Annotated in this window: 24 protein-coding genes and 1 tRNA gene; 11 read left to right on the plus strand and 14 right to left on the minus strand. The window is 68.2% G+C overall.

Features of this window, described 5'->3' with window-relative positions:
- Nucleotides 1-130: 130 nt before the first annotated feature.
- Nucleotides 131-1,570 (plus strand): NAD(P)/FAD-dependent oxidoreductase, encoded by a 1,440-nt coding sequence (locus K9D12_RS11395; RefSeq protein ID WP_223060268.1) that lies wholly within the window; start codon nucleotides 131-133, stop codon nucleotides 1,568-1,570.
- A gap of 74 nt (nucleotides 1,571-1,644) precedes the next feature.
- Here the strand turns inward: K9D12_RS11395 and hisN are convergent, their stop codons facing one another.
- Genes hisN through K9D12_RS11420 form a run of 5 tightly spaced genes read right to left on the minus strand, consistent with a single transcriptional unit; the run spans nucleotide 1,645 to nucleotide 6,308 of the window.
- Nucleotides 1,645-2,472 (minus strand): histidinol-phosphatase, encoded by an 828-nt coding sequence (hisN, locus tag K9D12_RS11400; protein ID WP_223060286.1) that lies wholly within the window; start codon nucleotides 2,470-2,472, stop codon nucleotides 1,645-1,647.
- A 60-nt stretch (nucleotides 2,473-2,532) separates the two neighbouring features.
- A complete protein-coding gene (locus K9D12_RS11405; protein WP_223060269.1) occupies nucleotides 2,533-3,366 on the minus strand; it encodes a phosphatase PAP2 family protein in 834 nt (277 codons plus the stop codon).
- Complete coding sequence (gene rsgA / locus K9D12_RS11410; RefSeq protein ID WP_223060270.1) at nucleotides 3,363-4,436, minus strand: ribosome small subunit-dependent GTPase A; 1,074 nt, start codon at nucleotides 4,434-4,436, stop codon at nucleotides 3,363-3,365. The genes K9D12_RS11405 and rsgA overlap by 4 nt, the downstream gene beginning before the upstream one ends.
- Nucleotide 4,437: 1 nt before the next feature.
- Complete coding sequence (gene aroA, locus K9D12_RS11415) at nucleotides 4,438-5,784, minus strand: 3-phosphoshikimate 1-carboxyvinyltransferase (RefSeq protein WP_223060271.1); 1,347 nt, start codon at nucleotides 5,782-5,784, stop codon at nucleotides 4,438-4,440.
- The gene (locus K9D12_RS11420; protein ID WP_223060272.1) at nucleotides 5,781-6,308 is read right to left on the minus strand and encodes a hypothetical protein; all 528 of its coding nucleotides are present in this window, start codon (nucleotides 6,306-6,308) and stop codon (nucleotides 5,781-5,783) included. The genes aroA and K9D12_RS11420 overlap by 4 nt, the downstream gene beginning before the upstream one ends.
- Nucleotides 6,309-6,419: 111 nt before the next feature.
- On the opposite strand from K9D12_RS11420, the gene K9D12_RS11425 reads away from it, so the two are divergent.
- The 4 genes from K9D12_RS11425 (at nucleotide 6,420) to rsrA (ending at nucleotide 9,085) form a co-directional block, all read left to right on the plus strand.
- On the plus strand, nucleotides 6,420-7,259 hold the full coding sequence (locus K9D12_RS11425) for an SOS response-associated peptidase (protein ID WP_047310278.1): 840 nt from the start codon (nucleotides 6,420-6,422) through the stop codon (nucleotides 7,257-7,259).
- A gap of 2 nt (nucleotides 7,260-7,261) precedes the next feature.
- On the plus strand, nucleotides 7,262-7,924 hold the full coding sequence (locus K9D12_RS11430) for an alpha/beta family hydrolase (RefSeq protein WP_225911205.1): 663 nt from the start codon (nucleotides 7,262-7,264) through the stop codon (nucleotides 7,922-7,924).
- Nucleotides 7,925-8,180: 256 nt separating this feature from the next.
- Nucleotides 8,181-8,834, plus strand: a complete 654-nt coding sequence (locus K9D12_RS11435; protein ID WP_047310276.1) for a sigma-70 family RNA polymerase sigma factor — start codon at nucleotides 8,181-8,183, stop codon at nucleotides 8,832-8,834.
- Nucleotides 8,831-9,085 carry a mycothiol system anti-sigma-R factor gene (gene rsrA, locus K9D12_RS11440; RefSeq protein ID WP_047310275.1) on the plus strand — a complete coding sequence of 85 codons (255 nt, stop codon included), beginning with the start codon at nucleotides 8,831-8,833 and terminating at the stop codon, nucleotides 9,083-9,085. The genes K9D12_RS11435 and rsrA overlap by 4 nt, the downstream gene beginning before the upstream one ends.
- Before the next feature lie 74 nt (nucleotides 9,086-9,159).
- On the opposite strand, the gene K9D12_RS15315 is transcribed toward rsrA, so the two are convergent.
- From K9D12_RS15315 to K9D12_RS11465, 6 genes are all read right to left on the minus strand, one after another.
- Nucleotides 9,160-9,234 carry a 50S ribosomal protein bL37 gene (locus K9D12_RS15315; protein WP_369798754.1) on the minus strand — a complete coding sequence of 25 codons (75 nt, stop codon included), beginning with the start codon at nucleotides 9,232-9,234 and terminating at the stop codon, nucleotides 9,160-9,162.
- Between the two features lie 179 nt (nucleotides 9,235-9,413).
- The gene (gene sodN / locus K9D12_RS11445; protein WP_047310274.1) at nucleotides 9,414-9,815 is read right to left on the minus strand and encodes a superoxide dismutase, Ni; all 402 of its coding nucleotides are present in this window, start codon (nucleotides 9,813-9,815) and stop codon (nucleotides 9,414-9,416) included.
- A 56-nt stretch (nucleotides 9,816-9,871) separates the two neighbouring features.
- The gene (locus tag K9D12_RS11450; protein WP_047310273.1) at nucleotides 9,872-10,237 is read right to left on the minus strand and encodes a S26 family signal peptidase; all 366 of its coding nucleotides are present in this window, start codon (nucleotides 10,235-10,237) and stop codon (nucleotides 9,872-9,874) included.
- Nucleotides 10,238-10,287: 50 nt separating this feature from the next.
- Entirely contained in the window at nucleotides 10,288-11,097 is an 810-nt protein-coding gene (locus K9D12_RS11455) for an amino acid ABC transporter ATP-binding protein (RefSeq protein ID WP_047311028.1), read from the minus strand.
- Between the two features lie 22 nt (nucleotides 11,098-11,119).
- Entirely contained in the window at nucleotides 11,120-12,061 is a 942-nt protein-coding gene (locus K9D12_RS11460; protein ID WP_223060273.1) for an amino acid ABC transporter permease, read from the minus strand.
- 9 nt (nucleotides 12,062-12,070) lie between these two features.
- Entirely contained in the window at nucleotides 12,071-12,994 is a 924-nt protein-coding gene (locus K9D12_RS11465; RefSeq protein WP_223060274.1) for an ABC transporter substrate-binding protein, read from the minus strand.
- Between the two features lie 289 nt (nucleotides 12,995-13,283).
- Between K9D12_RS11465 and K9D12_RS11470 the strand changes: the two genes are divergently transcribed.
- Nucleotides 13,284-14,747, plus strand: a complete 1,464-nt coding sequence (locus tag K9D12_RS11470) for a sugar transferase (protein WP_223060275.1) — start codon at nucleotides 13,284-13,286, stop codon at nucleotides 14,745-14,747.
- Nucleotides 14,748-15,064: 317 nt separating this feature from the next.
- Here the strand turns inward: K9D12_RS11470 and K9D12_RS11475 are convergent, their stop codons facing one another.
- From K9D12_RS11475 to K9D12_RS11485, 3 genes are all read right to left on the minus strand, one after another.
- Nucleotides 15,065-15,742, minus strand: coding sequence for a GDSL-type esterase/lipase family protein (locus tag K9D12_RS11475; RefSeq protein ID WP_225911206.1), 678 nt, complete (start codon nucleotides 15,740-15,742; stop codon nucleotides 15,065-15,067).
- The gene (locus tag K9D12_RS11480; RefSeq protein WP_223060276.1) at nucleotides 15,739-15,918 is read right to left on the minus strand and encodes a DUF6104 family protein; all 180 of its coding nucleotides are present in this window, start codon (nucleotides 15,916-15,918) and stop codon (nucleotides 15,739-15,741) included. Before K9D12_RS11480 ends, K9D12_RS11475 begins: the two co-directional genes overlap by 4 nt.
- Before the next feature lie 118 nt (nucleotides 15,919-16,036).
- Complete coding sequence (locus tag K9D12_RS11485; RefSeq protein ID WP_129662695.1) at nucleotides 16,037-19,918, minus strand: multifunctional oxoglutarate decarboxylase/oxoglutarate dehydrogenase thiamine pyrophosphate-binding subunit/dihydrolipoyllysine-residue succinyltransferase subunit; 3,882 nt, start codon at nucleotides 19,916-19,918, stop codon at nucleotides 16,037-16,039.
- 178 nt (nucleotides 19,919-20,096) lie between these two features.
- Here K9D12_RS11485 and K9D12_RS11490 point away from each other — a divergent pair, with 178 nt between their 5' ends.
- From K9D12_RS11490 to lysA, 5 genes are all read left to right on the plus strand, one after another.
- Nucleotides 20,097-21,461: a hemolysin family protein gene (locus K9D12_RS11490; RefSeq protein WP_129662697.1), complete on the plus strand. Its 1,365-nt coding sequence runs from the start codon at nucleotides 20,097-20,099 to the stop codon at nucleotides 21,459-21,461.
- A complete protein-coding gene (locus K9D12_RS11495) occupies nucleotides 21,458-22,567 on the plus strand; it encodes a hemolysin family protein (RefSeq protein WP_129662699.1) in 1,110 nt (369 codons plus the stop codon). Before K9D12_RS11490 ends, K9D12_RS11495 begins: the two co-directional genes overlap by 4 nt.
- 50 nt (nucleotides 22,568-22,617) lie before the next feature.
- Nucleotides 22,618-22,689 (plus strand) — tRNA-Arg (locus K9D12_RS11500).
- A gap of 215 nt (nucleotides 22,690-22,904) precedes the next feature.
- On the plus strand, nucleotides 22,905-23,732 hold the full coding sequence (locus K9D12_RS11505) for a hypothetical protein (protein WP_129662701.1): 828 nt from the start codon (nucleotides 22,905-22,907) through the stop codon (nucleotides 23,730-23,732).
- A gap of 65 nt (nucleotides 23,733-23,797) precedes the next feature.
- Nucleotides 23,798-25,163 (plus strand): diaminopimelate decarboxylase (gene lysA, locus K9D12_RS11510; protein WP_223060277.1); only part of this gene is annotated, 1,366 nt, incomplete at its 3' end.

The raw sequence follows: 25,163 nt of genomic DNA on the forward strand, positions 1-25,163 counted from the left end.
CTGTTTCAGGCCTACCCTACCGGCCGGTGCGCCCCACGACCCGCCCGCGCGGGTGAGTAAGCTTGGCGGCAGTGCGTGAGTGCGTGCTCGGGCCAGGCGAGACGCGCCGCGAGAGATGTGCGAGGAATTCATGGAGATTGAGAAGAAGTCCACGGGACGCCACCGCGTCGTCATCGTCGGCTCCGGCTTCGGCGGCCTCTTCGCCGCGACGAAGTTCAAGGACGAGGACGTCGACGTCGTGCTCGTCTCGTCGACGACGCACCACCTCTTCCAGCCGTTGCTCTACCAGGTCGCCACCGGCATCCTCAGCGAGGGTGTCATCGCCCCGAGCACGCGTGAGGTGCTCAAGAAGCAGAAGGACGTCGAGATCTTCATCGGCACAGTCACGGACATCGACGTCGATGCCAAGCGCGTCACGGCCGAACTGCTCGACTCCACTCAGGTCTACGACTACGACTCGCTCATCGTCGCCGCGGGCGCCGGCCAGTCGTACTTCGGCAACGACCACTTCGCCGAGTTCGCGCCGGGCATGAAGAGCATCGACGACGCACTCGAGCTTCGCGGACGCATCTTCGGCGCCTTCGAGACGGCCGAGCTCGCAGCGGCCTCCGGCCAGTGGGACGACGTGCGCTCGTTGCTGACGTTCGTCGTCGTCGGTGCCGGTCCGACGGGCGTCGAGATGGCAGGTCAGATCAGCGAACTCGCCAACCGCACGCTCGCCGACGATTTCCGTCACATCAACCCCAAGGACGCCCGCGTCGTCCTCGTCGATGCCGCACCGCAGGTGCTGCCGCCGTTCGGGGCGAACCTCGGCAAGAAGGCCCAGGGGCAGCTCGAGAGCATGGGCGTCGAGGTGCTCCTCGGCCAGATGGTGACGAACGTCGATGCCACGGGCATCGAGATGAAGACCGAGGACGGCACCGTCACGCGCATCGACTCGGTGTGCAAGGTGTGGGCCGCCGGCGTCGCGGCCAGCCCGCTGGGCAAGTTGCTCGGCGAGAAGACGGGTGCCGAGGTCGACCGCTCGGGTCGTATCGCAGTGCAGCCTGACCTGTCGCTGCCGGGCCACCCGGAGATCTACGTCGTCGGCGACATGATGAGCCTCAACAAGCTGCCCGGCGTGGCGCAGGTAGCCATCCAGGGCGGCCGTTACGCCGCGACGTCGATCCTCGCGCGTGTCAAGGGCCAGCCGTCCCCGGGCCCGTTCAAGTACTTCGACAAGGGTTCGATGGCCACCATCTCGCGCTTCTCTGCCGTGACGAAGGTCGGTCGTCTCGAGACCGAGGGCTTCATCGCCTGGCTCATGTGGCTCGGCGTGCACCTGTTCTACATCATCGGTTTCAAGTCGCGTCTGACGACGATGATCAGTTGGGCCTTGGCCTTCCTCGGCGACAACCGTGACGAGCGCACGGCCACCGAGCAGCAGGTTCACGCGCGCCTCGCAATCGACGAACTGGGCGACAAGTACCGCCCGAGCGTCGAGGTGCCGGGCCTGTTGGCCGAGTCCAAGACCAACCACGCCATCGAGGCCAAGGACGAGCCGGCGCAGATCGAGACGCCGAAGAACTGATCTGCGTCCCAGCGACACGACGAAGGCCCCCGCCGGAAACGGCTGGGGCCTTCGTCGTGTCGGAGGATGCTGTGTCACTCGCTCGGGATGAGGGAGGGCGCCGGGGAATTGTCCCCGAGGCGCGCGAGAACCTCGGCGTGGAGCAGGCCGTTCGTCGAGACGCCGTTGCCGCTCCAGCAGCCGTCGCGTCCGTCGAGACCGCTGAAGCGCCCGCCGGCTTCGGTGACGATGGGCACGAGTGCCGCCATGTCGTAGTCCTCGAGCTCCGGCTCGGGCGCGATGTCGACGCTTCCCTGCGCGACGAGCATGTGGGAGAAGAAGTCGCCGTACGCCCGTGAGCGCCATACCTCCTTGCTCAGGCGGAACAGGTCCATGTCCTTGCCCCGCTCGGCCCAGCCGTTGAAGGAGGAGTAGCTGAGGGACGCGTCGGCCAGCGAGTCGACCTTGGAGACATGGATCTGCGTCGCGCTCGTGAGGTTACGGCCGGTCCAGGCGCCGGCGTCCTTGGCCGCCCACCACCGTCGGTGCAGCGCGGGCGCCGCGACGAGGCCCACCACGGGTTCGTCGCCGTCGACGAGCGCGATGAGGGTGGCCCAGACCGGGACGCCGCGGACGTAGTTCTTCGTGCCGTCGATCGGGTCGATGATCCATCGACGCGGGCCCTTGCCCGTTTCGCCGAACTCCTCGCCCTTGACGGCGTCCCGCGGCCGCGCGCGCTTGAGGTTCTCCCGAATGACGCGCTCGGCCTCACGGTCGGCCTCCGTGACGGGGGTGAGGTCCGGCTTCGTCTCGATGCTCAGGTCGGGCGCGCCGAAGCGTCCCATCGTGATCTCCTCGACGGAGTCGGCGAGCACGTGGGCGAGCCGCAGATCGTCGTGGTACGGGCTGGCTTCTCGAAGAATGGGGGTCACCCCGTCACGCTACCCGGTCGGCGCGGGTGCCCCCTCTCGCCGCGTGCTCCGTCAGCCGGCGACAGGTGTGTCGCCGGCGTCGTCGAGGCGGCGGTGGCGGGTGCGCAGCAGGAGCCGTGCCGTGTTGACGACGATCACGAGTGCGCCCCACGCGACACCGAGGCACCAGCCGGCCATGACGTCGGTGAGCCAGTGGTGGCCGAGGAAGACGCGCGAGAGTCCCATGAGCAGGGCCCACAGCGAGCACAGCACGACGGCGACCGTGCGCACCCGTCGTGAGCGGGCGGTGAGGAACACGAGATAGGCGAAGAGCACCGCCGTCACGGTGGCGGTGACGGTGTGGCCGCTCGGGAACGATGGCGAGGACTCGTAGGGCGGCACCGCGAGGGCACGAGGCGGTCGAGAGCGCGCCGTGATGTCCTTGCCCGCCGCAGTGAAGGCCAGAGCCGAGCCGAGCCCGAGCGCCAGGACGAGGAAGGGGGACGCGGTGCGCCGCAGCCATGTGAACACCGCGAGGAGAACCACGAGGATGATCGGGAAATAGACCGGCCCGCCGAGATGCGTGAAGGCGGTGACGGCCGAGTCGAGCCCGCCGCTGCGGTGGCTCACGGCCCAGTCGAGGACGGGCTGGTCGAAGCGGGCGAGATCGCCGCGTTCACGCACGCCCTCGTAGACCTCGGCGCCACCGGCGAGGCCGACGAAGAGCACGACGGCGCACACGAGGAGCACGAGCAGCGGGACGATGTCCGCGCCGACGAGTCCGAGGCGGTGGGCCGCCGGCTGGAGTAGTCGGGCGAGAGCCTCGCCGAGCGTGCGCACGCCGCCGGCGACGCGACTTGCCTCCTCGGCAACTCGGGTGCGTCGTTGCTCCGTCGGCGGCGTCATCGCCGTTCCATGTGCTCGTCCTTGTCGGGGACGTCCCTGGAGCGCAGGAGACGCCGCAACGACTCCAACCGCTGTTGTCCGCTCTCACCGGCCCCACCTTCGGCCACGAAGACATCGAGGGCACAGTCCGGCTCATCGTGCGTGCAACCGCGTGGACAGTTCGCGGTGCCCGGCGCGAGATCGGGGAAGTGTTCGACGATCATCGTCGGGTCGACGTGCGCGAGGCCGAACGAGCGGATGCCCGGGGTGTCGATGACCCAGCCGCCGCTGGGCAACTCGAGGGCAACAGCGGACGTCGACGTGTGGCGACCGCGACCGGTGACGTCGTTGACGTGCCCGGTCGTGCGCGCCGCGTCGGGCACGAGCGCGTTGACGAGTGTCGACTTGCCGACGCCGGAGTGGCCGACGAGCACGCTGACGCGACCGGCGAGCCGTTCGCGCAGTTCGTCCAGCCCGTCGAGACGACGGGGCACTCGGCCACTGGAGGCGATGAGCTCCTCGCGCTGGTCGTCGCTCAGTTCCTGCGCCGACGTCACCGTGTACGGCACGTCGAGCGCGGCGTAGTTCGCGAGGAAGGCGGCCGGGTCGACGAGGTCGGCCTTCGTCAGCGCGAGCAGCGGGTCGAGCCCCGCGTCGTACGCGGCGACGAGGCACCGATCGATGAGGCCGGTGCGCGGTTCCGGGTTGGCGAGCGCCGTCACCATGACGAGCTGATCGGCGTTGGCGACGATGACGCGCTCGTACGGGTCGGTGTCGTCGGCCGTTCGCCGCAGGACACTCGTGCGTTCTTCGACGCGCACGATGCGCGCGAGCGTGCCGGCGTCGCCGCTCGTGTCTCCGACGAGGGCGACGCGGTCACCGACGACGACGGGCGTGCGGGACAGCTCGCGTGCCCGCATCGCCGTGATGCGCCGACCGTCGAGCAGCACCGACCAGCGGCCACGGTCGACACCGATGACCATGCCGACGACGGCGTCCTCGTGCTTCGGACGATCCTTCGTGCGCGGGCGCGAATTCCTGCGGCCCGGGCGTACCCGAACGTCGGCCTCGCTCCAGTTGCGACCTGCCACGTCAGTGGGCTTCGGCGCTCGCGGAGACGAGTGCGCTCCAGCGTCGGTCGAACTCCGGCAGGGTCTTGCCGGTCGTCGCGATGTTCTCGATGACGACGCCCGGAACCCGCAGGCCGACCACGGCGGCGGCCATGGCCATCCGGTGGTCGTCGTAGGTGCGGAACAAGCCTCCACGCAACTGGTCGGCAGGGCGCGGGCGGATGACGAGGCCGTCCTCGGTCTCGGACACGTTGACTCCGAGGGCGCCGAACTCGGCCGCGAGCGCGGCGAGGCGGTCGGTCTCGTGGCCGCGGATGTGGGCGACGCCGCGGATGCGCGACTCACCGTCGGCCAACGCGCACAGCGCGACGACGACGGGCGTCAGTTCCGAGGCCTCCGCGAGATCGACGTCGATGCCGCGCAGCTGCTGCGGGCCGGTGACCCGCAGGCCCTCACGGTCAAGGGTGCACGTGGCGCCCATGCGCTCGAGGACGTCACGGATCTGGTCGCCCGGTTGCGTGGTGTACGTGGGCCAGTCCGCCATGAACACCTCACCGCCGGTGACGGCAGCAGCCGCGAGGAAGGGCGCGGCGTTCGACAGGTCGGGCTCGACCATGACGTCGAGGGAACGGATGTCGCTCGGCTCGACGGTCCAGCTCCAGGCGCCGTCGTTCTCGTCGACCTCGATGACGACGCCCGCGTCGCGCAGCACCTCGACGGTCATGTCGATGTGCGGGATGCTCGGCAGCGCCTCGCCGGTGTGAACGACCGTGACGCCCTCGCTGAAGCGCGCGCCCGCGAGCAGGAGGGCGGAGACGAACTGGGAACTCGTGGAGGCGTCGACCTCGACGCGGCCACCGTCCACGCGGACCTGGCCGCGCACTGTGAACGGCAGGGCGCTCGCGGGGCCACCGTCGGCGTCCTCGACAGGTACGCCCAGGTCGATCAGGGCCTTGAGCACGGGGCCCATGGGGCGCTTGCGGGCGTGCGGGTCGCCGTCGAAGGTGACCGGGCCGTCGGCGAGCGCGGCGACCGGCGGCAGGAACCGCATCACGGTGCCGGCGAGGCCGCAGTCGACGTTCGCAGGCCCCCGCAGGTCGCCGGGCACGACGTGCCAGTCGGCGCCTTCGGGGGAGTCGCCCTCGACGTCGTCGACGCGGACGCCGAGGCTGCGCAGGGCCTCGGCCATGAGCAGCGTGTCGCGGGAGCGCAGCGGCGCTCGCAGGAGTGATTCGTCGTCGGCGAGCGCTGCGAGGACGAGATAGCGGTTGGTGAGGGATTTGGAACCGGGGACGCTGAACGTGCCGACGACCGACCGGCGCGCCACGGGGGCGGGCCAGTCGGTCGTCACGGGACTACCAGGGGTCATGAGGGAAGCGCGTTTCCTGCATGGGCGGCGAGGAGCTTCGCCTCGCGACGGGCAGTCTTGGCCGCACGAGCGGCCTCACGGCGCGAGGTCTTCACGCCGTGCGAGGCGCGCCAGGCGAGGCCCGGCTTGCCCGCGGTGTCAGCGGCCGCGAGCAGCACTCCGCCCACGATCGCGACGGTGCGGAAGAAGTTCGACTGCTTGCGGGCGCGAGCGGCCGGGTCCTTCTCGGCCCAGAAGGCGTCGTGCATGTAGGCGTTCGCACCGACGGTCGGCGTCAGCAGCGCCGCCGAAAGGCGCGGGAACTTGCCGAGCGCGAGCGCGGCACCGGCGCCACCCATGAGGGCGCCCTGGGCCTTGACGACGAGCTCGGGGTCGTTCGGCACCTTCTTGCCGCTCTCGCGGCTGACGAACTCGACGAACGGCGCGGCCTCCTCAGCCTGCGATTGGGTGTTCTTGAACGCCTTGGCAGCCTCGTTGAGGAAGTAGCTGGCGAGAGCCGCGCGGGCGATACGACGAATGGGCATCGTGTCCTCCTTGGTCGAATGATCTCTACCTCCAACTTAGTCGGCGTCGTGCGACGTCGCGACCTCCCGGGCCGGAACGTTTTCCGGACGGATGCCCCTACGCTGGGGCTCATGTGTGGCAGGTATGCGGCCAGCGCCGGGGCGGGTGAGCTCGTCGAGGAGTTCGAGGTGGACGTCGACGCGAGTGGGGAAGCGACGCGTTCGCTCCTCGTCTCGGCGCAGGAACCGCCGGTGGGGGCGCCCGACTACAACATGGCGCCGACGAAGCAGGCGCCCGTCGTGCTCACGCGTGCGAGCAAGCTCGACGACGGCAGCCGCGGCGAGCCCACCCGGCAGCTGCGCCACCTCACGTGGGGCCTCGTGCCGTCGTGGTCGAAGGACACGAAGGTCGGGTTGCGGATGATCAACGCGCGCGCCGAGACCTTGCTCGAAAAGGCCTCGTTCGCGAAGGCCGCGAAGGCGCGCCGCTGCCTCGTGCCGGCTGCCGGCTGGTACGAGTGGCAGGTCTCGCCGGTGGCGCACGACGCCAAGGGCAAGCCGCGCAGGCAGCCGTTCTACATGCACCGCACCGACGGTCACGACACCGCCTTCGCCGGCATCTACGAGTTCTGGCGTGACCGGACGCTGCCCGAGGGTGACCCGGACGCGTGGGTCGTCTCCTTCTCGATCATCACGACGAGCGCGGGCGAGGGGCTGGACCGCATCCACGACCGTCAGCCGCTCAGCCTCGAGCGGGAGCAGTGGGACGACTGGCTCGACCCGTCGCTCACCGACGAGGCCGACGTGGCGGCCTTCCTGCGCCCGGGGGACAGTTCACCCTTCGAGGCGTATCCCATCTCCAGCGCGGTGAGCGCGACGCGCAACAACGGCCCGGGTCTGCTCACCCCGCTGCCGAGCGACCAGCTCGTCGGGGTCCTCGATCCCGTCACCGGCGAGATCATCGGAGGCTGATGATGGCGACGTCCGTTCCGCCGACCCGCGCCCACCGCAGGCTCGACGTCGAGACACTCCGCGGCACCGCCCGCGTCTACGTCGTCGACCCCAACGGCGCCGCTGACGGCACGCTCGTCCTGGGCCATGGAGCCGGCAAGGGCACGAACACCCCCGACCTCGACGGACTCACGGCGCTGGCCGATGACGGCTGGCGCGTCGTCCTCGTCGACCAGCCGTGGGTCGTTGCCGGACGGCGCCTCGCCACCCCACCCAAGACCCTCGACGAAGCGTGGCTCGCCGTGATCGAGCACCTACGCGCGGCGGGGGAGATCGAGGGCCGGTTCGTGCAGGGCGGACGCTCGGCCGGGGCCCGTGTCGCCTGTCGCACGGCGGCGCAGTGCAGCGCAGACGCCGCTGTGGCACTCGCGTTCCCCCTCATGCCGCCGGGCAAGCTCGACGTACCCGAGAAGTGGCGCACGAGTGAAGCGCAGAGCGTCGTCGAGGCCGAGATCCCACTCCTCGTCGTGCAGGGCGCGACGGACACGTTCGGCGGACCCGACGCGGTGCGCGACGCCGTTCCCGGTGCGCAGGTCGTCGGCGTCAAGGGGCCGCACGGTTTCAGCAAGAACCCGACCGACGTCATCGACGCGGTACGCGGCTGGCTGACGAACCTCTCTGAGTGAGGGTGCGTCCGACTGATTGACACGAGCCTGTACTCGGCCGAATTCCCTTTCGGGAATGACGTTCATCCACCTCCTGTTGACGTGAGCGAACAGCAAGCCCGCCCGCGGGCTTTCGAGGAACCGAAAGTGAATCAGGATGCTTGTCACACCTGTGGTGCCGGTGGAGCCGTCCGGCCTGAGCCTTGGGGCCGGCTTCGCGGCCACGCCCCCGCAACGCGCTCGTGCCGCGTCGCGACCCGCGCTAGGGTTGAAGGCGATGAGTGAGAACACCACGGTCGACGCCGAGAGCTCCACGGACTCCGCCGCCACCGACCCGAGCACGGAGACCCCGGTGGAGCGTGCCGCGCGGTTCGAGCGCGATGCCATGCCGTACCTCGACCAGCTCTACAGCGCCGCCCTGCGCACCACGCGCAATCCCAGCGACGCCGAGGACCTCGTCCAGGAGACGTTCGCGAAGGCCTTCGCGGCCTTCCACCAGTACAAGCCGGGCACGAACCTCAAGGCGTGGCTGTACCGCATCCAGACCAACACCTACATCAACAGCTACCGCAAGAAGCAGCGTCAGCCGCTCGAGTCGGATGCTGCCGAGGTGGAGGACTACCAGCTGGCCCGCGCCGAGGCGCACTCGAGCACAGGGTTGAAGTCGGCCGAGAACGAAGCTCTCGACCACCTGCCCGACAACGACATCAAGCGCGCTCTGCAGAACCTTCCGGAGGACTTCCGCCTGGCGGTGTACTACGCCGACGTCGAGGGGTTCCCGTACAAGGAGATCGCCGAGATCATGGACACGCCCATCGGCACCGTGATGTCGCGCCTGCACCGCGGACGCAAGCTCCTGCGTGAGCAGCTCGAGGACTACGCGCGTGAGCGCGGCTTCCTCAAGGAGTCGAAGGGGGAGACGAAGAAATGAGCGACAAATGCCCCGACTACGTCGCCAACCTCTACTCCTACATCGACGGTGAACTCTCCGCGGAGGAGTACGAGGAGCTGCGTCAGCACCTGCTCGACTGCCCGCCGTGCCTGACGGAGTACGAGCGCGACATGCTGCTCAAGAAGCTCGTCAAGCGAGCGTGTGGCCGTGAGCAGGCGCCGGAGCAGCTCCGGTCCGTGATCATGACGCAGATCAGCTACAGCTACACCCAGGTGCGCTACGAGAACTGACGCCCCGAAGCCATGACGAAGGCCCGCTCACCCCGAATGGGGGAGCGGGCCTTCGTGACTCACTGCATCAACGCTCAGGCGTTGGGCTTCTTACCGTGGTTCGCGCCCTTGCCCTTGCGCGAGCGACGCTTGCGTGCGCGCTTGCTCATCGTGAACTCCCTGTGTCGGGGTTAATTCCCCCCGAAAGTCGGGGGCCAACCTGTCCATTCTGTCACATGCGAGGCCGGCGACCACATCGCCGGATTCCTGCCGAGACGCCGAACGGCCCCGACCTGCCACGCAGGCAGTGTCGGGGCCGTTCGTTGCGCAGTACGCGAGCGGCGAAGGGTCAGCCCTTCTTCGTCTCGGCGAAGATCTCCGCGATGCGGTCGATCTTGGCGAGGAGCTCGTCGGCCTTGCCGGCGTCGAACTCACCCTTGGTGCCCGTGGCACCGGCGAGCTTCGTGGCCTCGTTGATGAGGGTGTGGAGCTCGGGGAACTTCTCGAAGTGCGGCGGCTTGAAGTAGTCCGTCCACAGCACCCACAGGTGCTCCTTGACGAGCTGGCTGCGCTGCTCCTTGATGACGACGGCGCGCGTGCGGAAATCGGGGTCGTCGTTGTCGGCGACCTTGGCGATGATGGCCTTGACCGACTCGGCCTCGATACGGGCCTGGGCGGGGTCGTAGACGCCGCAGGGCAGGTCGCAGTGGGCCGAGACCTCGGTGGTGGGCGCGAAGAAACGCTTCAGCATGGGGAACTCCTTCTGCTGGTGGTGGACAGTTGCCGAACAGCAACTCTGGTTCCAACCTATCGCTTTTCTCGCCTCTTCCGAAAGGTGGCAACCAAGGTGCGACAGCGTCGCATTGCCGCGACATGGCGCGGTTTTCGCGGCCACAGCACCCGTGCCAGCACCGCGTCGTCGGCGAGCGCACCGACCAGCCAGGAATCCACACCCTCACGGGTGCTGTCGCGTTCGACCCACCAGCCGTCGGAGCCGCGTGAGGTGACGCGCTTGACGGCGATGGGGCGCGGCCCGTCCGGCCCGTCCGGCAGCCGCACGATGTGAGGATCGCCGACCCGCGGGGGCGCGCCGTAGGCGGCGAGCAGCACGTCGCCGTCGACGTACGTGGGTTCCATCGATCGACCCCTGACGACGACGAAGCCCAACTGCATGACCCCAGGGTAGGGGAGCAGCCGGGCTTCGCGCTGAGCGCCGGCTCGGGTCAGACGGCCTCGTCGGCCACGAGCGCCGCGACGGCTTCGTGCTCGGAGCGCATGCGGGCGAGGAACGACTTCGTCCGCTCGTGCTGGGGGTTGTTGATGACCTCTAGCGGCGGGCCCGTCTCCACGACGACCCCGGCGTCCATGAAGACGACCCGGTCGGCCACGTCACGGGCGAAACCCATCTCGTGAGTGACGACCACCATCGTCATGCCCTCGCGAGCGAGTTCCTTCATGACCGACAGGACTTCGCCGACGAGCTCGGGGTCCAGGGCCGACGTCGGCTCGTCGAACAGCATGAGCTTCGGCTTCATCGCAAGAGCGCGCGCAATGGCGACACGCTGCTGCTGACCGCCGGAGAGCTGGCTCGGGTAGTGCCCGGTCTTCTCACCGAGACCGACCCGCTCGAGCAGGTCGACGGCCTGCGACTTCGCTTCCGCCTTGGAAACCCCCTTGACCTGCACAGGCGCCTCCATGACGTTCTCGAGCGCCGTCATGTGCGGGAAGAGGTTGAAGCGCTGGAACACCATGCCGATCTCGCGACGCTGGGCCGCGATCTCGGAATCCTTGAGGCGGTACAGCTGCCCGTCCTTGTCGCGGTATCCCATGAGGTCGTCGTCGACCCAGATGCGGCCGGCGTCGATCGTCTCGAGCTGGTTGATGCAGCGCAGGAACGTCGTCTTGCCCGAGCCGGAGGGGCCGAGCAGGACGACGACCTCACCGGGGTGCACGTCGAGGTCGATGCCCTTGAGCACCTCGTTCTTGCCGAACGACTTGCCGAGGTTGACGGCGTGGACCAGTGGCTTGTTCATGTTGCCTTCCATGTTCACCCCGTCACCCGAAGCTCAGTGACTTGACCTTGGTCATGAGACCGCCGTCCGTCGCCGAGCCGCCGAAGCCGCGTCCGTACTTCCGCTCGAGGCGGGCCTGCACGAGCATGAGCACCGAGCAGATGATGAGATACCACAGCAGCGCGGCGAAGTAGCTCGGCATGATCTTGTACGTGTTGTTCGCGACGACCTGCGCCTGGTAGAAGAGCTCGGCCGACACGGGGACGGCGACGAGCAGCGAGGTGTCCTTGACCATGGAGATGGCCTCGTTGCCGGTGGGCGGCACGATGACGCGCATGGCCTGCGGCAGGACGATGCGGCGCATCGTCTTCGAGCTGTCCATGCCGAGCGCTTCGGCTGCCTCACGCTGACCCCTGTCGACCGACAGGATGCCCGCGCGGGCGATCTCCGCCATGTACGCGGCCTCGGACAGGCCGAGACCGATGATGCCGACGGTGATGCCCGAGCTGATCGTCTTGACGTCGAGCGAGTAGAACGTCAGGCCGAAGTCCTTCATGAACGGCACACCGATGTCGAGCGTCGGGTACAGGTACAGCACGCCGAGGCCGAGGATGACCATGAGGACGTAACGCGGCACCGCGCGGAAGAACCAGGTGTAGACGAACGAGACGCCGCGCAGGACGGGGTTGTCCGAAAGGCGCATGATCGCGAGGAGGATGCCCAGGGTGACGCCGATGATCATCGACGCGACAGTGACGATGATGGTGCCCTTGGCCAGGCCTTCGAGCACCGGCGAGTAGTTCATCACCTTGAAGACGAACGGCCAGTCCCACTTGGGGTTGGTGACGAACGAACTGATCATCATCGCGATGACGATCGCGATGACGGCGACGGCAACCCAGCGCCCCGGGTGTCGCACCGGCTTGGCGTCGATGACGCCGGGCCGCTGCTCGTCCGGGGCGGGGGGCGGGGTGGAACCAGACATGGGGTGTGATCAGGCCTTCGGGTTCACCGGGAACTCGTTGACGGCGCCGTCACCGTTGTTCCACTGCTCGAGGATCTTCTTGTAGGTGCCGTCCTTCTCGAGAGACTCGAGAGCCTTCGAAAGGGCCTCGGCGAACTTCGTCTGGTCCTTCGCGACGACGATGCCGTACGGGGCGGCCTCGTAGACGGAGCCGACCTTTTCGAGCTTGTCCTCGTTCTTCGCGACAGCCCACGCCGTGATGGGGGAGTCGGCGGCGAACGCATCGACCTTGCCCGCGATGAGGTCGGCGGTGACCTTCGACTGCTCGGCCTCGACGACGAGCTTGTTGGCCTTCTTGCCCTCGGCAACGCAGTTCTTGTTACGGGCCGGCAGGTCGTCGTCGGCCTGGACCGTGCCCTTCTGGACGCCGATCGTGAGACCGCAGGCCTTGTCGACGTCGACCTTCTTCGGGTTGCCCTTGGCGGTGGCCCACGACGTGCCGGCGTTGAAGTACTGCACCATCGAGACCTGCTGCATGCGCTTCTCGTTGATGGTGAACGAGCTGATGGCGAGCGGGTACTTGTTCGACGTGACACCGCCGATGAGCGAGTCGAAGCCACCGTTCTGGAACGTGAGCTTCAGGCCGAGCTTCGCGGCGACGGCCTTGAGCAGGTCGATGTCCATGCCCTGGATCGTCTTGCCGTCCGCGGCCGTGAACTCGTTGGGGGCGTAGGAGGCGTCGGTGCCGACCGTGAGCGTTCCCATCTTCGCGATGTCGGCGGGAACCAGCTTGGCGAGCGCATCGTCCTTCTTGACGGCCGGGGCCGCACTCGAGGACGAGGACGAACCCCCCGAACCGGAGTCCTTCGAGTCATCGAGCGAGTCCGAGCCACAGCCGGAGAGCAGGAGTGCGGCGGCGCCGAAAGCGGCGACGGCCGAAGTGGTGGTACGCATGGAGGATCCTTCCGCGGACGGGACGAGTCGCTCGTCCCAGTTGTGGGTTAAGAGTGCCACCCGGTTTGGCGCCGTGGAAGAACTACGCGCATTTGTGTTCCCGATCGTGACCTTTTTGGGCTGGACGCCGCCCCAGCCTGCGTTGGACGCCGGTTCAGGTCGTGTTTGCGACCCCGTCAAGGCGTTCGCCGTGGCTCGAATTCAGGAATAGGTCGAGTCGCATAGTGAGCGCTAAGATGCTTCGTGCCCCACAACTCTCCCAGGCCGACCGAGGAATCCTGACACCACCATGACGACACCGACCGCGAAGCAGGGAGCTTCCGCGCGAAGCGACTGGCGACGCAAGATCGTGCTCGTCCTGTTCGTTCTCGACCTCGCCGTCGTGACGTTCAGTGTGGTGGCAGCCTTCTTCGCACGATTCTGGACGGCCGAGACGTCCCTCGACGCGGTCGACGGTCAGTTCAAGCTGTATGTCGCCGTCGTTGTCAGCCTCGTCGTGGGATGGGTCGCGGCGCTCCAGTGGAACCAGGCCTACCACGTCGACGCCCTGGCCATCGGCTCCGACGAGTACCGGGGCATCGTCCGAGCGACGTTCGGTACGTTCGGCGCGCTCGCCATCGTCAGTGAGTTACTTCGTCTCCAGGTGGCGCGAGGCTTCCTCGCCATCGCACTCCCACTCGGGCTCGTACTGCTCCTCATCGAGCGTGCGCTCGTCCGGCGCTGGATCGTGCAACGGCGCCGTCGTTTCCGGCTCGTCGACGGCGTCATCGTCGTCGGCTCGCCGCAAGAGGTTCGCTACGTCGCCGAGGGCATCACCCGTAACCCCGAAGCCGGCCTCGTCGTGCGCGGGGTGGCCACCGAGACTCACGATGTTCCGACCTTCGAGTTGGCCAACGGACTGGTGGTGCCGCAGATCGGTGGGCTGGCCGACGTTGTGCCGGCCGTGCACAGCCACCACGCGTCGATGGTCATCGTCGCGGGTCACAACCGCGTCAACCGCAAGCAGCTTCGCGAACTCGGGTGGCAACTCGAGGACACCGACATTCGTCTGGCGCTCGCGAGCCGTATGACGGATGTCGCGGGCCCGCGCATCCACTGGCGTCCGATCGAGGGCCTGCCGCTCATGAGCGTCGAGATGCCGCGCTACAGCGGCCTCAAGTACTCGCTCAAGCGACTCTTCGACGTCGTCGTCGCCATTGGCATGCTGCTCCTGCTCTCGCCGCTGCTCCTGCTCATCGCTCTGGCCGTGCGCCTCGACAGCCCGGGGCCCATCTTCTTCCGTCAGACACGCGTCGGCGTCAACGGCTCCCCGTTCAAGATGACGAAGTTCCGTTCCATGGTGGTGGACGCCGAAGCGCGCCTCGCCGCACTGCAAGCCCAGAACGAGGGCTCCGGCCTGCTGTTCAAGATGAAGGACGACCCACGCATCACCCGCGTCGGCAACGTCCTGCGCCGCTACAGCCTCGACGAACTGCCCCAGCTGTTCGACGTCGTCGCCGGTTCCATGTCCCTCGTCGGGCCGCGCCCGCCACTGCCGCAAGAGGTCGACGGGTACGAGACGCACGTCCACCGCCGCCTCAACGTGAAACCGGGTATCACCGGCCCCTGGCAGGTCGGCGGACGCTCCAACCTCTCCTGGGAAGAATCGGTCCGCAAGGACCTCTACTACGTCGAGAACTGGTCGCTCTCCGGCGACCTCGTCATTCTCTTCAAGACCGTCGGCGCAGTGCTCGCGAGGGACGGCGCGTACTGACCCTCCTTCCGGCCGTCTTCCGGCCAGGCCCCGAGGGGGCCTGACTCGGTGCGACAGCCGTTCAGGCACGCTCGCGCCCCTGGAGTTCGCCGGGCCCATCCCGATGTTGAGCGGGCATGTGGGCACTGGTGCCTCGTTTTGAAGGCAACATCGGATGGTCATGCGGATTCCGTGTCGCATGCGGGTTCGTGAGGGCACCACGGACCCGGTGCCCTGCGCACGGCCAACGCGACCACGCTGGGAGGGGACGCGCCCGAAACGCGAACGCGCCCTTCGCGACGACCGAGCTTGCGAGGTAGGCGCGCCGGAAGACAGGACTAGGGAAGGCTCAGCCAGTCCTGCCACCCCGCGTGGAGGACGAGCCAAGCCATGAGGCCGTAGCCCGCCTGGCCGGGGTGGTATCCGTCGCTCGCGGCGAGGTCGGACTGCCACTGGTCGTGCCCCAGCAGTGGGCGGAAGCAGTCGACGTAGGTGACGCCGCGGCGCGCGCAGACGTCGGCGTGGGCGTCGACGAGCAGTTCGAGCTTCGCGTTGAGCTCGGGGTCGCTCGTGGGCGGCGGGCCGACGACGAACGTCGCGATGCCGTTCGTCGACGCGTCGTCGAGGATGTTGGCGAGGTTGAGGCGCGAGCGGGCCGTCGTCATGCCCTGCGCGACGTCGTTCGTGCCGAAGCCGATGACGAGGCGTCGCTCGTTGCAGTTCTTCCACCGCAGGGCCGTTTCGCTGCGCCAGCGGGCGAGGACGTCGGAGGAGCTCTCGCCGCGCACACCGAGGTTGTACGTCGTCAGCGCCGAGCCGTCGTGCGGGGTGCGCGCCACGACGCGCGAGACCCACCCGAGGGCCTTGGGGTCGCCGTAGCCGTTGACGTAGCTGTCCCCGACGAAGCACAGGCCGATCCGCCGATCGCCCTCGGTGACCTGGAAGTCGGCGCTCGGCCGGAACTGCGGTTCGCTGCCTTCGTGCGGGTATGCCACGGTGTCTTCGCCTTCACTCATTCGTCGTCGTCATCGTCGAGGCGCGCCAGCCACGTGGCCAGGCGCTCGACCGGGATCTCGAACTCGGGATTGAGGTCGACGAACGTTCGCAGCTGGTCGGCCAGCCACTCGAACGTCACCTCTCCTTCGCCGCGCCGATGGGCGAGTTCCTCGATGCCTCGATCCGTGAAATACACGTGGGCAGCTTATCGTCACGCCCTTCCCGCTGTCGCCCGGCGCGCTGGCGGCACGTCCGCGGACGACGAGAGCGGCGCCGCCTCTAAGGGCGACGCCGCTCTCGTCAGTGCTGAGCGATCAGCGGGTGAAGGCCTGCTCGACGAGCTCGGCCTGCTGCGCCGCGTGACGCTTGCTGTTACCCGTGGCGGGCGACGCGGACGCCGGACGCGACACGACGCGCAGACGACGAGTCTCGCCCTGCTTCTCGAGCATATCGGGCAGGTTGAAGAACATGAACGGCCAGGCGCCCTGGTTCTTCGGCTCGTCCTGCACCCACACGATCTCGGCGTTCGGGTACTCCTTGATCGCCTCCGCGATCTCCTTGGCCGGGATCGGTGCGAGCTGCTCGACGCGCACGATGGCCGTCGTCTCGTCACCGCGCTTCTCGCGCTCCGCCTCGAGGTCGAAGACCACGCGGCTCGAGGCGAGCAGCACGCGCTCGACCTTGGACGGGTCGAGCTGCTTTGCGTCCTTCAGCACCGGCTCGAACTGGCCGGTCGTGAAGTCCTCCGGCGAGCTCGTGGCGGCCTTGACGCGCAGCAGCTGCTTCGGCGTGAAGACGATGAGCGGCTTGCGCGGACGGGCGTATGCCTGACGACGCAGGAGGTGGAAGTACGACGCCGGCGTCGAGGGGTAGGCGATCGTCATGTTGTCCTCGGCGAACAGCTGCAGGAAGCGCTCGATGCGCGCCGAGCTGTGGTCGGGACCCTGACCCTCGTAGCCGTGCGGCAGGAGCAGGACGACGGAGCTGCGCTGCGCCCACTTCTGCTCCGAGCTCGAGATGAACTCGTCGATGATCGTCTGCGCGCCGTCGACGAAGTCGCCGAACTGCGCTTCCCAGAGCACGAGCGCGTCGGGACGCTCGACCGAGTAGCCGTACTCGAAGCCCATCGCCGCGTACTCCGACAGGAGCGAGTCGTAGATCCACAGCCACGCCTGCTCGTCGGTGAGGTAGCGAAGCGGCGTCCACTCGTTGCCGTTCTGCTTGTCGATGAGGACGGCGTGGCGCTGCACGAACGTGCCGCGACGGCTGTCCTGACCCGACAGACGCACCGGGGTGCCGTCCATGAGGAGCGAACCGAAGGCGATGAGCTCGCCCATGGCCCAGTCGATGCCGCCGTCGCTGACCATCTTGGTGCGGCGCTCGAGCAGCTGCTTGAGCTTGGGGTGCAGGGTAAAGCCCTCGGGAGGGTTAGTCCACACGTCACCGATCCGCCGGAGGGCGGCCTCGGTGATGGCCGACGAACGACCGGAGGAGTAGGCGCTCTTCGCGTCGTCCTCGATCTGGGCGGACGGGCGCTCGAGACCACCATGGCCCTCGGCGTCGGTGCCCTGGCTCGAGTCCGGAGCGGGGGCGTTCTGCGTCTTCGTCGCTTCCTTCGTCTCGACGAAGACCCGCTCCAGCTGCTGCTGGTAGTCCTTGAGCAGCAGTTCCGCGCGTTCCTGGTCCATGTCACCACGGCCCACGAGGGCCTCGGCGTACAGACGGCGCACGCTCTTCTTGGCCTCGATGAGCTTGTACATGAGCGGCTGCGTCATCGAGGGGTCGTCACCCTCGTTGTGACCGCGACGGCGGTAGCAGACCATGTCGATGACGACGTCCTTGTTGAACGTCTGGCGGTACTCGAAGGCCAGCTCGGCCACGCGGACGCAGGCCTCGGGGTCGTCACCGTTGACGTGGAAGATCGGCGCCTGAACCATGCGGGCGATGTCGGTGGAGTACGTCGAGCTGCGTGACGCGCTGGGCGCCGTGGTGAAGCCGACCTGGTTGTTGATGACGACGTGGATCGTGCCGCCCGTGCGGTAGCCGCGAAGCTGCGACAGGTTGAGCGTCTCCGCGACGACACCCTGGCCGGCGAACGCCGCGTCACCGTGCAGCAGGACCGGCAGCACCGTGAACGCCGTGCCGGCGAGGTTGATGCGGTCCTGCTTGGCGCGGGCGATGCCTTCGAGGACAGGGTTGACGGCCTCGAGGTGGCTCGGGTTGGCGGCGAGGTAGACCTTGGTTTTCGCGCCGGTATCGGCCACGAACTCGCCCTCGGTGCCGAGGTGGTACTTCACGTCACCGGAGCCCTGCACGGAGTTGGGGGCCTGCGTGCCCTCGAACTCACGGAAGATCTGGCCGTAGGACTTGCCCGCGATGTTGGCGAGAACGTTGAGGCGACCGCGGTGCGGCATGCCGATCGCGACCTCGTCCAGCCTGTTTTCGGCCGCTTCGCTCAGGATGCGGTCGAGGATGGCGATGACGGACTCGCCGCCTTCGAGGCTGAAGCGCTTCTGGCCGACGAACTTCGTCTGCAGGAACGTCTCGAAGGCCTCGGCCTGGTTGAGCTTCTTGAGGATGCGCTCCTGCTCGTCCTGCGTCGGCTTCGCGTAGGCGAGCTCGACCTTGGACTGCATCCAGGCCCGCTCCTCGGGGTTCTGGATGTGCATGTACTCGATGCCGACGGTTCGGCAGTACGAGTCACGCAGGATGCCGAGGATCTTGCGCAGCTTGAGGAAGTTCTGACCGCCGAAACCGCCCGTGGGGAAGGTGCGGTCGAGATCCCACAGCGTCAGGCCGTGGCTCGTGATGTCGAGGTCCGGGTGACGACGCTGCTTGTACTCCAGCGGGTCGGTGTCGGCCATGAGGTGGCCGCGCACGCGGTAGGCGTGGATGAGCTCCTGGACGCGGGCGACCTTGTTGATGTCGTCGTCGTGGTTAGCCGAGATGTCCTGAACCCAACGCACCGGCTCGTAGGGGATGCGCAGCGACTCGAAGATCTCGTCGTAGAAGCCCTGCTCGCCGAGCAGCAGCTGGTGGATCTGACGAAGGAACTCACCCGACGTCGCACCCTGGATGATGCGGTGGTCGTAGGTCGAGGTGAGCGTCAGGATCTTGCTGACGGCGTTGCGGTTGAGCGTGTCGTTGCTCGCGCCCTGCCACTCGGCCGGGTAGTCGAGCGCGCCGACACCGATGATCGTGCCCGCACCCTTCATGAGGCGCGGCACCGAGTGCACGGTGCCGATGCCGCCCGGGTTGGTCAGCGAGATCGTCGTGCCGGCGTAGTCGTCGAGCGTCAGCTTGTTGTTGCGGGCCTTCTTGACCATGTCCTCGTAGGCGGCCATGAACTGAGCGAAGTTCATGCGCTCGGCGCCCTTGATCGAGGGCACGACGAGGGTGCGCGAGCCGTCCGGCTTCTGCAGGTCGATGGCGAGGCCGAAGTTGACGTGGCCCGGCTGGTGAAGCTGCGGCTTGCCCTTCTCGTCGACCGAGAGGGAGGCGTTCATCTCCGGCATGACGCGCAGCGCCTTGACGATGGCGTATCCGATGATGTGGGTGAAGCTCACCTTGCCGCCGCGGCCGCGGGCGAGGTTCGAGTTGATGACAATGCGGTTGTCGATGAGGGCCTTGGCCGGCACCGCGCGCACGGACGTTGCCGTCGGGACCTCGATCGAGGCCTCCATGTTCTGCACGATCTTGGCCGCGACACCGCGCAGCGGGGTGTCGACGTCCTCGGCCTCCGGCAGGTCGCCCACCGAGGCGTCGCCGTGGTCACGCGGCGTCGGCTGGGGCGTGAAGCCCTCCGCCTGCTTGGGGTCGAGCTTCTGCTGGGAACCCTGGTTGTCGTCCGCGCCCTGGTCGGAGGTGTCCTTCGTGGGCTCGGCCGCCTGCTGCGACTCGGCGCGCTGCTGGTCGCGCGGCGCCTCGGCTGCTGCGGGCTTCTCCGTCTTCTCCTTGGCGGAGTCGGACTTCGTGGACGTCGAGGACTTCGCATCGGTGAAGCCCACGTCGGAAGCCGCTGACTTGGAGGTGCCGGCACCCGAGCCGCCCTGGCCGGGGCGGTAGTTCGCGAAGAACTCCTGCCACGCGGCGTCCACTGAGTTCTTGTCCTGGCGGTACTGCTCGTAAAGCTCTTCGACGAGCCACTCGTTCGGTCCGAAGGCCTCGAGGTCAGAGCTCTGGGACTGGGATGACACGCAGATGCGCCTCTTTCATGTGCGTCGTTCGGTTGGGCCTGATGGCCGCTGCCGCAGGTGGATGCACGGCATACGACGACAAGCCTATCCCGCAGCGCCACTTCGGGCGAGAGGGCGCTACGAGGTTCGGGTCAGGAAGACGAGAACACGATGAGCCCCGTGATAATTTCAAGCCCTGATGACGCAGTGGATATTGATTCTTCTCGGAGTTCTGCTCACCCTCGGAACGGCACTGTTCGTCGCCACCGAGTTCTCGCTCGTCGCTCTCGACCGTCACGCCGTCCAGCGCGCCATCGACGAAGGTGACGAAGGCGCTCGCCCCGTTCTCGCCGCGTTGCGCAAGCTCTCCACTCAGCTGTCCGCCGCTCAGGTCGGTATCACCCTCACGACGCTGTTGCTCGGTTACCTCGTGGAGCCGTCGCTGGGTCACCTGTTGGAGACGCCCCTCGAGGCGCTCGGGGTGAGTGGGGGAGCGGCCGTCGCGTTGTCGACCGCGCTGGCCATGATTCTGGCCGCTCTGTTCTCGATGATCTTCGGCGAGCTCGTGCCGCAGTTCCTCGGTATCTCGGCGCCGCTTCGGGTGGCCAAGGTCGTCGCCAGACCCGTGCAGATCTTCGCCGTCGTCTTCAAACCGCTCATCGCGCTGCTCAACGGCTCGGCCAATCTCCTGCTGCGCAAGATGGGCATCGAACCGCAGGAGGAACTCTCCGCGGCACGTACCCCGCAGGAGCTGTCGTCGATGGTTCGTCGCTCCGCCGAGGCGGGAACGATCGAGGAGGGCACGGCCGATCTGCTCACGCGTTCGCTCAACTTCGGTGAGCGTACGGCGTCGGACATCATGAGCCCGCGGGTGCGTTGCGAGTCCGTCGATCGCTCGGCTACCGCTGAGGACGTCGTGAATCTCGCGCGCTCCACGGGGCACTCCCGCTTCCCGGTGCTCGGCGACGGGTGGGACGACGTCGACGGCGTCGTCCACGTCAAGAAGGCCATCGCCGTTCCGGTCGAGCGTCGCGGTGACGTGCCCGTCACCGCCCTCATGGTCAAGGCGACGTTCGTGCCCGAGACGGTGACGCTCGAGCCGCTCCTCGTGCTGCTGCGCGGGGCCGGCCTGCAACTCGCCGTCGTCGTCGACGAGTACTCGGGCACCTCGGGTGTCGTGACGCTCGAGGACGTCATCGAGGAGATCGTCGGCGAGGTGAGTGACGAGCACGACAATCTGCAGGACGCGAGCCGTCACCTGCCCGACGGATCGTGGACCGTGCCGGGGCTGTGGCGTCCGGACGAGGTCGCCGACCGCATCGGTGCGCCCGTGCCCGACGATCGTGCCTACGAGACGCTGGGCGGCTACGTCATGCAGCAGGTCGGACGGATTCCGCGCGCCGGGGACGAGCTGTCGATGCCCGGCTGGCGTTTGCGCGTCATGTCGATGGACGGTCGCCGCGTCAACCGGGTGCGCTTCACGCCGATGTCGGAGGCGACCACCGACGCTGGTGTCGGTGATGTCGTCGGCGGTTCGACGCGCGTGGACGGAGACGCCCGATGATGCTCTGGATCTCGCTGTTGCTGCTCGCCGGCAACGCCTACTTCGTGGGGGCCGAGTTCGCCGTCATGGCGGCGCGGCGCTCGCAGCTCGAACCGCTCGCGGAGCAGGGCTCGAAACGGGCCGCTCGCTCACTCGAGGCGCTGGAGAACGTCGCGTCCCTGCTCGCGTGCTCGCAGTTGGGCATCACGGTGTGCTCGGTGCTCCTGGGTGCGGTGGCCGAGGACGCCATTCACCATCTCATCGCGGGACCGCTCGAGGCGGCCGGGCTGCCGTCCGGGCTGACGCACGTCGTCAGCCTGCTGCTCGCGCTGTTCGTCGTCGTGTACTTCCACGTCGTGCTCGGCGAGATGGTGCCGAAGAACCTCGCCATCGCCGGCCCGGACCGCGCGGCTCTGTTGCTCGCGCCGTCGCTGCTGCGCATCACGAAGGCGCTGCGTCCGCTCATTCGCGTACTCGAGTCGGTCTCGAAGGGCATCGTGCGCAAGATGGGCATCGAGCCGCAGGACGAGGTCGCCTCGACGTTCTCGACCGAGGAGGTCGAGATGATCGTCGAGGAGTCACACCGTGAGGGCCTGCTCGAAACGGAGCAGGAGCGACGCGTTCGCGATGCGCTCGAGTTCACGGACAAGCTGGCCCAGGACGTGGCCGTTCCTCTCGGCGACCTCGTGACGTTGCGTCTCGGCTCGACGCCTGCGGACGTCGACGCCCTCGTCGCCAAGCACGGTTTCTCGCGATTCCCGGTGACGAGCGTGCGCGGTGACCTCGGCGGCTACATCCACCTCAAGGACGTGCTGTACGCGCAGGACGAGGCGTACACCGAGCCGATCCCGCCGCGGCGGGTGCGACCGCTCGCGACGGTGCGGCCCAAGGACGAGGTGGAGGACGTGCTCGTCACGATGCAGCACTCCGGTGCCCACCTCGCGCGGGTCGTCGGTGATGACGGCGAGACGAGCGGCGTCGTCTTCCTCGAGGACGTGCTCGAGGAGCTCGTCGGCGAGGTGGCTGATGCGACCCAGCGTCCGGCCGTGCGTGCGGGACTGCGTGGGGCGACGCGCGAGGATGCTGCTCGCTCGGTCGCGGGGTCACTCGGGAACGACCGTTCGTGAGGCTCCCTGCACGCTGCTAAAGTGTGCAGTCGCGCCTCAGGGCGCACGCCGCCCCCTTAGCTCAGGGGATAGAGCACCGCCCTCCGGAGGCGGGAGCGCAGGTTCGAATCCTGCAGGGGGCACTTGTTGAGGAAGGCCGTCACGCCGAAGCGCTAGCGCAGGTGTGGCGGCCTTCCTCAATACCTGAATAACGCGAAGGATTCGGGAGGAGCCCCGAGCTTGCGAGGGGCGACGGTTCCTGCAGGGGGCACGTGTTCCCTGATTCTCTACGCGGGAACGATCAAGCTGCGGCGCACCAGCGGTAAGCGACTTTGTCTCACTCGCTACGCTCATGCCCATGTTCGACGCGGCCACGACCTCGGCGCTGGGGGAGCGCCTCGGCGTGGCCTGGCGGTGGGCTCCGTCGAAGGAACCCGGCGTCGTCACGAACAACGCGGCGCACGTCATGGTCGAACGGGGACGCGCCAGTTCCGTCGAGGCGGCGCACGCGGCGATTCGGCAGGCGTTGGACGAGACGACCCCCGGAGCGCTTGAGCTTGCGGCCTTCGACGAGGGGCTACTGAGCGTCGACGTGGCTGTGCGTCCTGAGTGGTGCACGCACCTGCGGGCTGACTTCGCCCCTCTCAACGCGGCGACGACGAGGTGGCAATCAGTGCAGCCTGACGTTCGCATCGACGGGGCAGCCATGTCGTTCGCGGCGGCCGCGGAACGCATCGGCCTCGATGCCTTGACCTGGGCGCTTCTCGAGGCCGCCCATCCGAAACGGATTCCGGTACCTGTCGCAGCACCTGAGTCCGTCCTCGCCTCGCGCCGTGACGCGAACACTCTGGCTCTGGTGCGACGCGCACACTCGGTCGCGTCCCTCGCCGTCGCGGGCGTCGGGGCCGGCGAGGAGGCGGGAAACGCCGCGGGCACGAGTGCGGATGGCGCCGGGCGGCGACTCCTCGCGGCGCTCGCCCTCGTCCCGCAAGCGGCAGAGGACGCCGTACGCACCGGCCGCACCCGTCCGTTGCTCACCCAGATCGTCATCCTCGCGGAGCGCACCACGCAGTTCGCCGAACACTCGCCCGCCACGCGGACGGATCTGCCGGTGTTCGACGCCGCCCGTAGAGTCCTCGAAGGGGCGCTGACGGCGGCCCGCCTGGCCGCCCCCGTACCCTATTGATCGGCTCATCGGCTTGCCCGACGAGCACGACCGGCAGCGATTTCGACACCGCAGGAGACAGCGACGTGAGTTCCGTACCGAACGCGCCGACCGGCCCCCTCGAGGAGATCGTCTGGCCACGCACGGCTCGCCGCGGGGATGACGGCGTCATCAGCATCGCCGGTATTGCCGCCACCGAACTGGCCGACCGCTTCGGCACCCCCGCCTACGTCATCGACGAGGACGACGTGCGCCGGCGCGCCCGCGCCTACCGCGAGGCGTTCTCGCAGGCGTTCGGCGACATCGGCACGGTGGCCGACGTCTACTACGCGGGCAAGGCGTTCCTCACGTCCCACATCGCGCGCTGGGTCGTAGAGGAGGGCCTGCGTCTCGACGTCTGCTCCGGCGGCGAACTCGCCATCGCCCGTAAGGCCGAGGTGCCCGGTGAGGCCATCGGCATGCACGGCAACAACAAGAGCCTCGAGGAGATCGACGCGGCGCTCGCGTACGGCGTGGGGCGCATCGTCGTCGACTCGTTCGAGGAGATCGAACGCGTCGCCGTGGCAGCCGCCAAGCACGACCTGCGCGCGCCCGTCATGCTGCGCGTCAAGCTCGGCGTCGAGGCCCACACCCACGAGTTCATCGCGACGGCCCACGAGGACCAGAAGTTCGGTTTCTCCCTCGCGGGCGGTCAGGTCGCCGACGCCGTGGGCCGGGTGCTCGCCCACCCCGAGCTCGAACTGCTCGGCTTCCACAGCCACATCGGCTCGCAGATCTTCGAATCGGACGGGTTCGAGGAGGCCGCGACGCGCCTCGTCGCCCTCCAGCTCGACGTCGCGCGAACGCACGGCGTCGAGTTGCCCGAACTCGACCTCGGCGGAGGGTTCGGCATCGCCTACCTGCCCAGCGACACCCCGCTCGAGCCGGCGGACATGGCGCAGCAGCTCGCGCGCATCGTCAAGACGGCCTGCGACGACGCCGGTGTCGCCGTTCCGCGCGTCTCGATCGAGCCGGGCCGCAGCATCATCGGCCCCGGCGGCGTGACGCTCTACCGGGTCGGCACGGTCAAGCCCGTGCAGGCCACGGACGACCTCGTGCGTTCCTACGTCAGCGTCGACGGCGGCATGGGCGACAACGCCCGCCCCGCTCTCTACGCCGCTGACTACCACGCGGCGCTCGCGAACCGCGGTGGCGCGGACGACCTCGTGGCCACCCGCATCGTCGGCAAGCACTGCGAGAGCGGCGACATCGTCGTGCGCGACATCAACTTCCCCGCCGACGTCGCGGACGGTGACCTCGTCGCCGTCGCCGCGACCGGCGCCTACTGCCGCGCGCTCGCGTCGCAGTACAACCACGTCCCGCGCCCGCCCGTCGTGGGGGGGGGCGGGGGCGGCCGCCGCCCCCCGCGGGGGGGGGGGGGGGGGGGTGGGCCCCGGTGTTATTTGGGGTGCC

The organism is Dermacoccus sp. Tok2021 (genome assembly GCF_019895135.1).
Classification (GTDB): domain Bacteria; phylum Actinomycetota; class Actinomycetes; order Actinomycetales; family Dermatophilaceae; genus Dermacoccus; species Dermacoccus abyssi.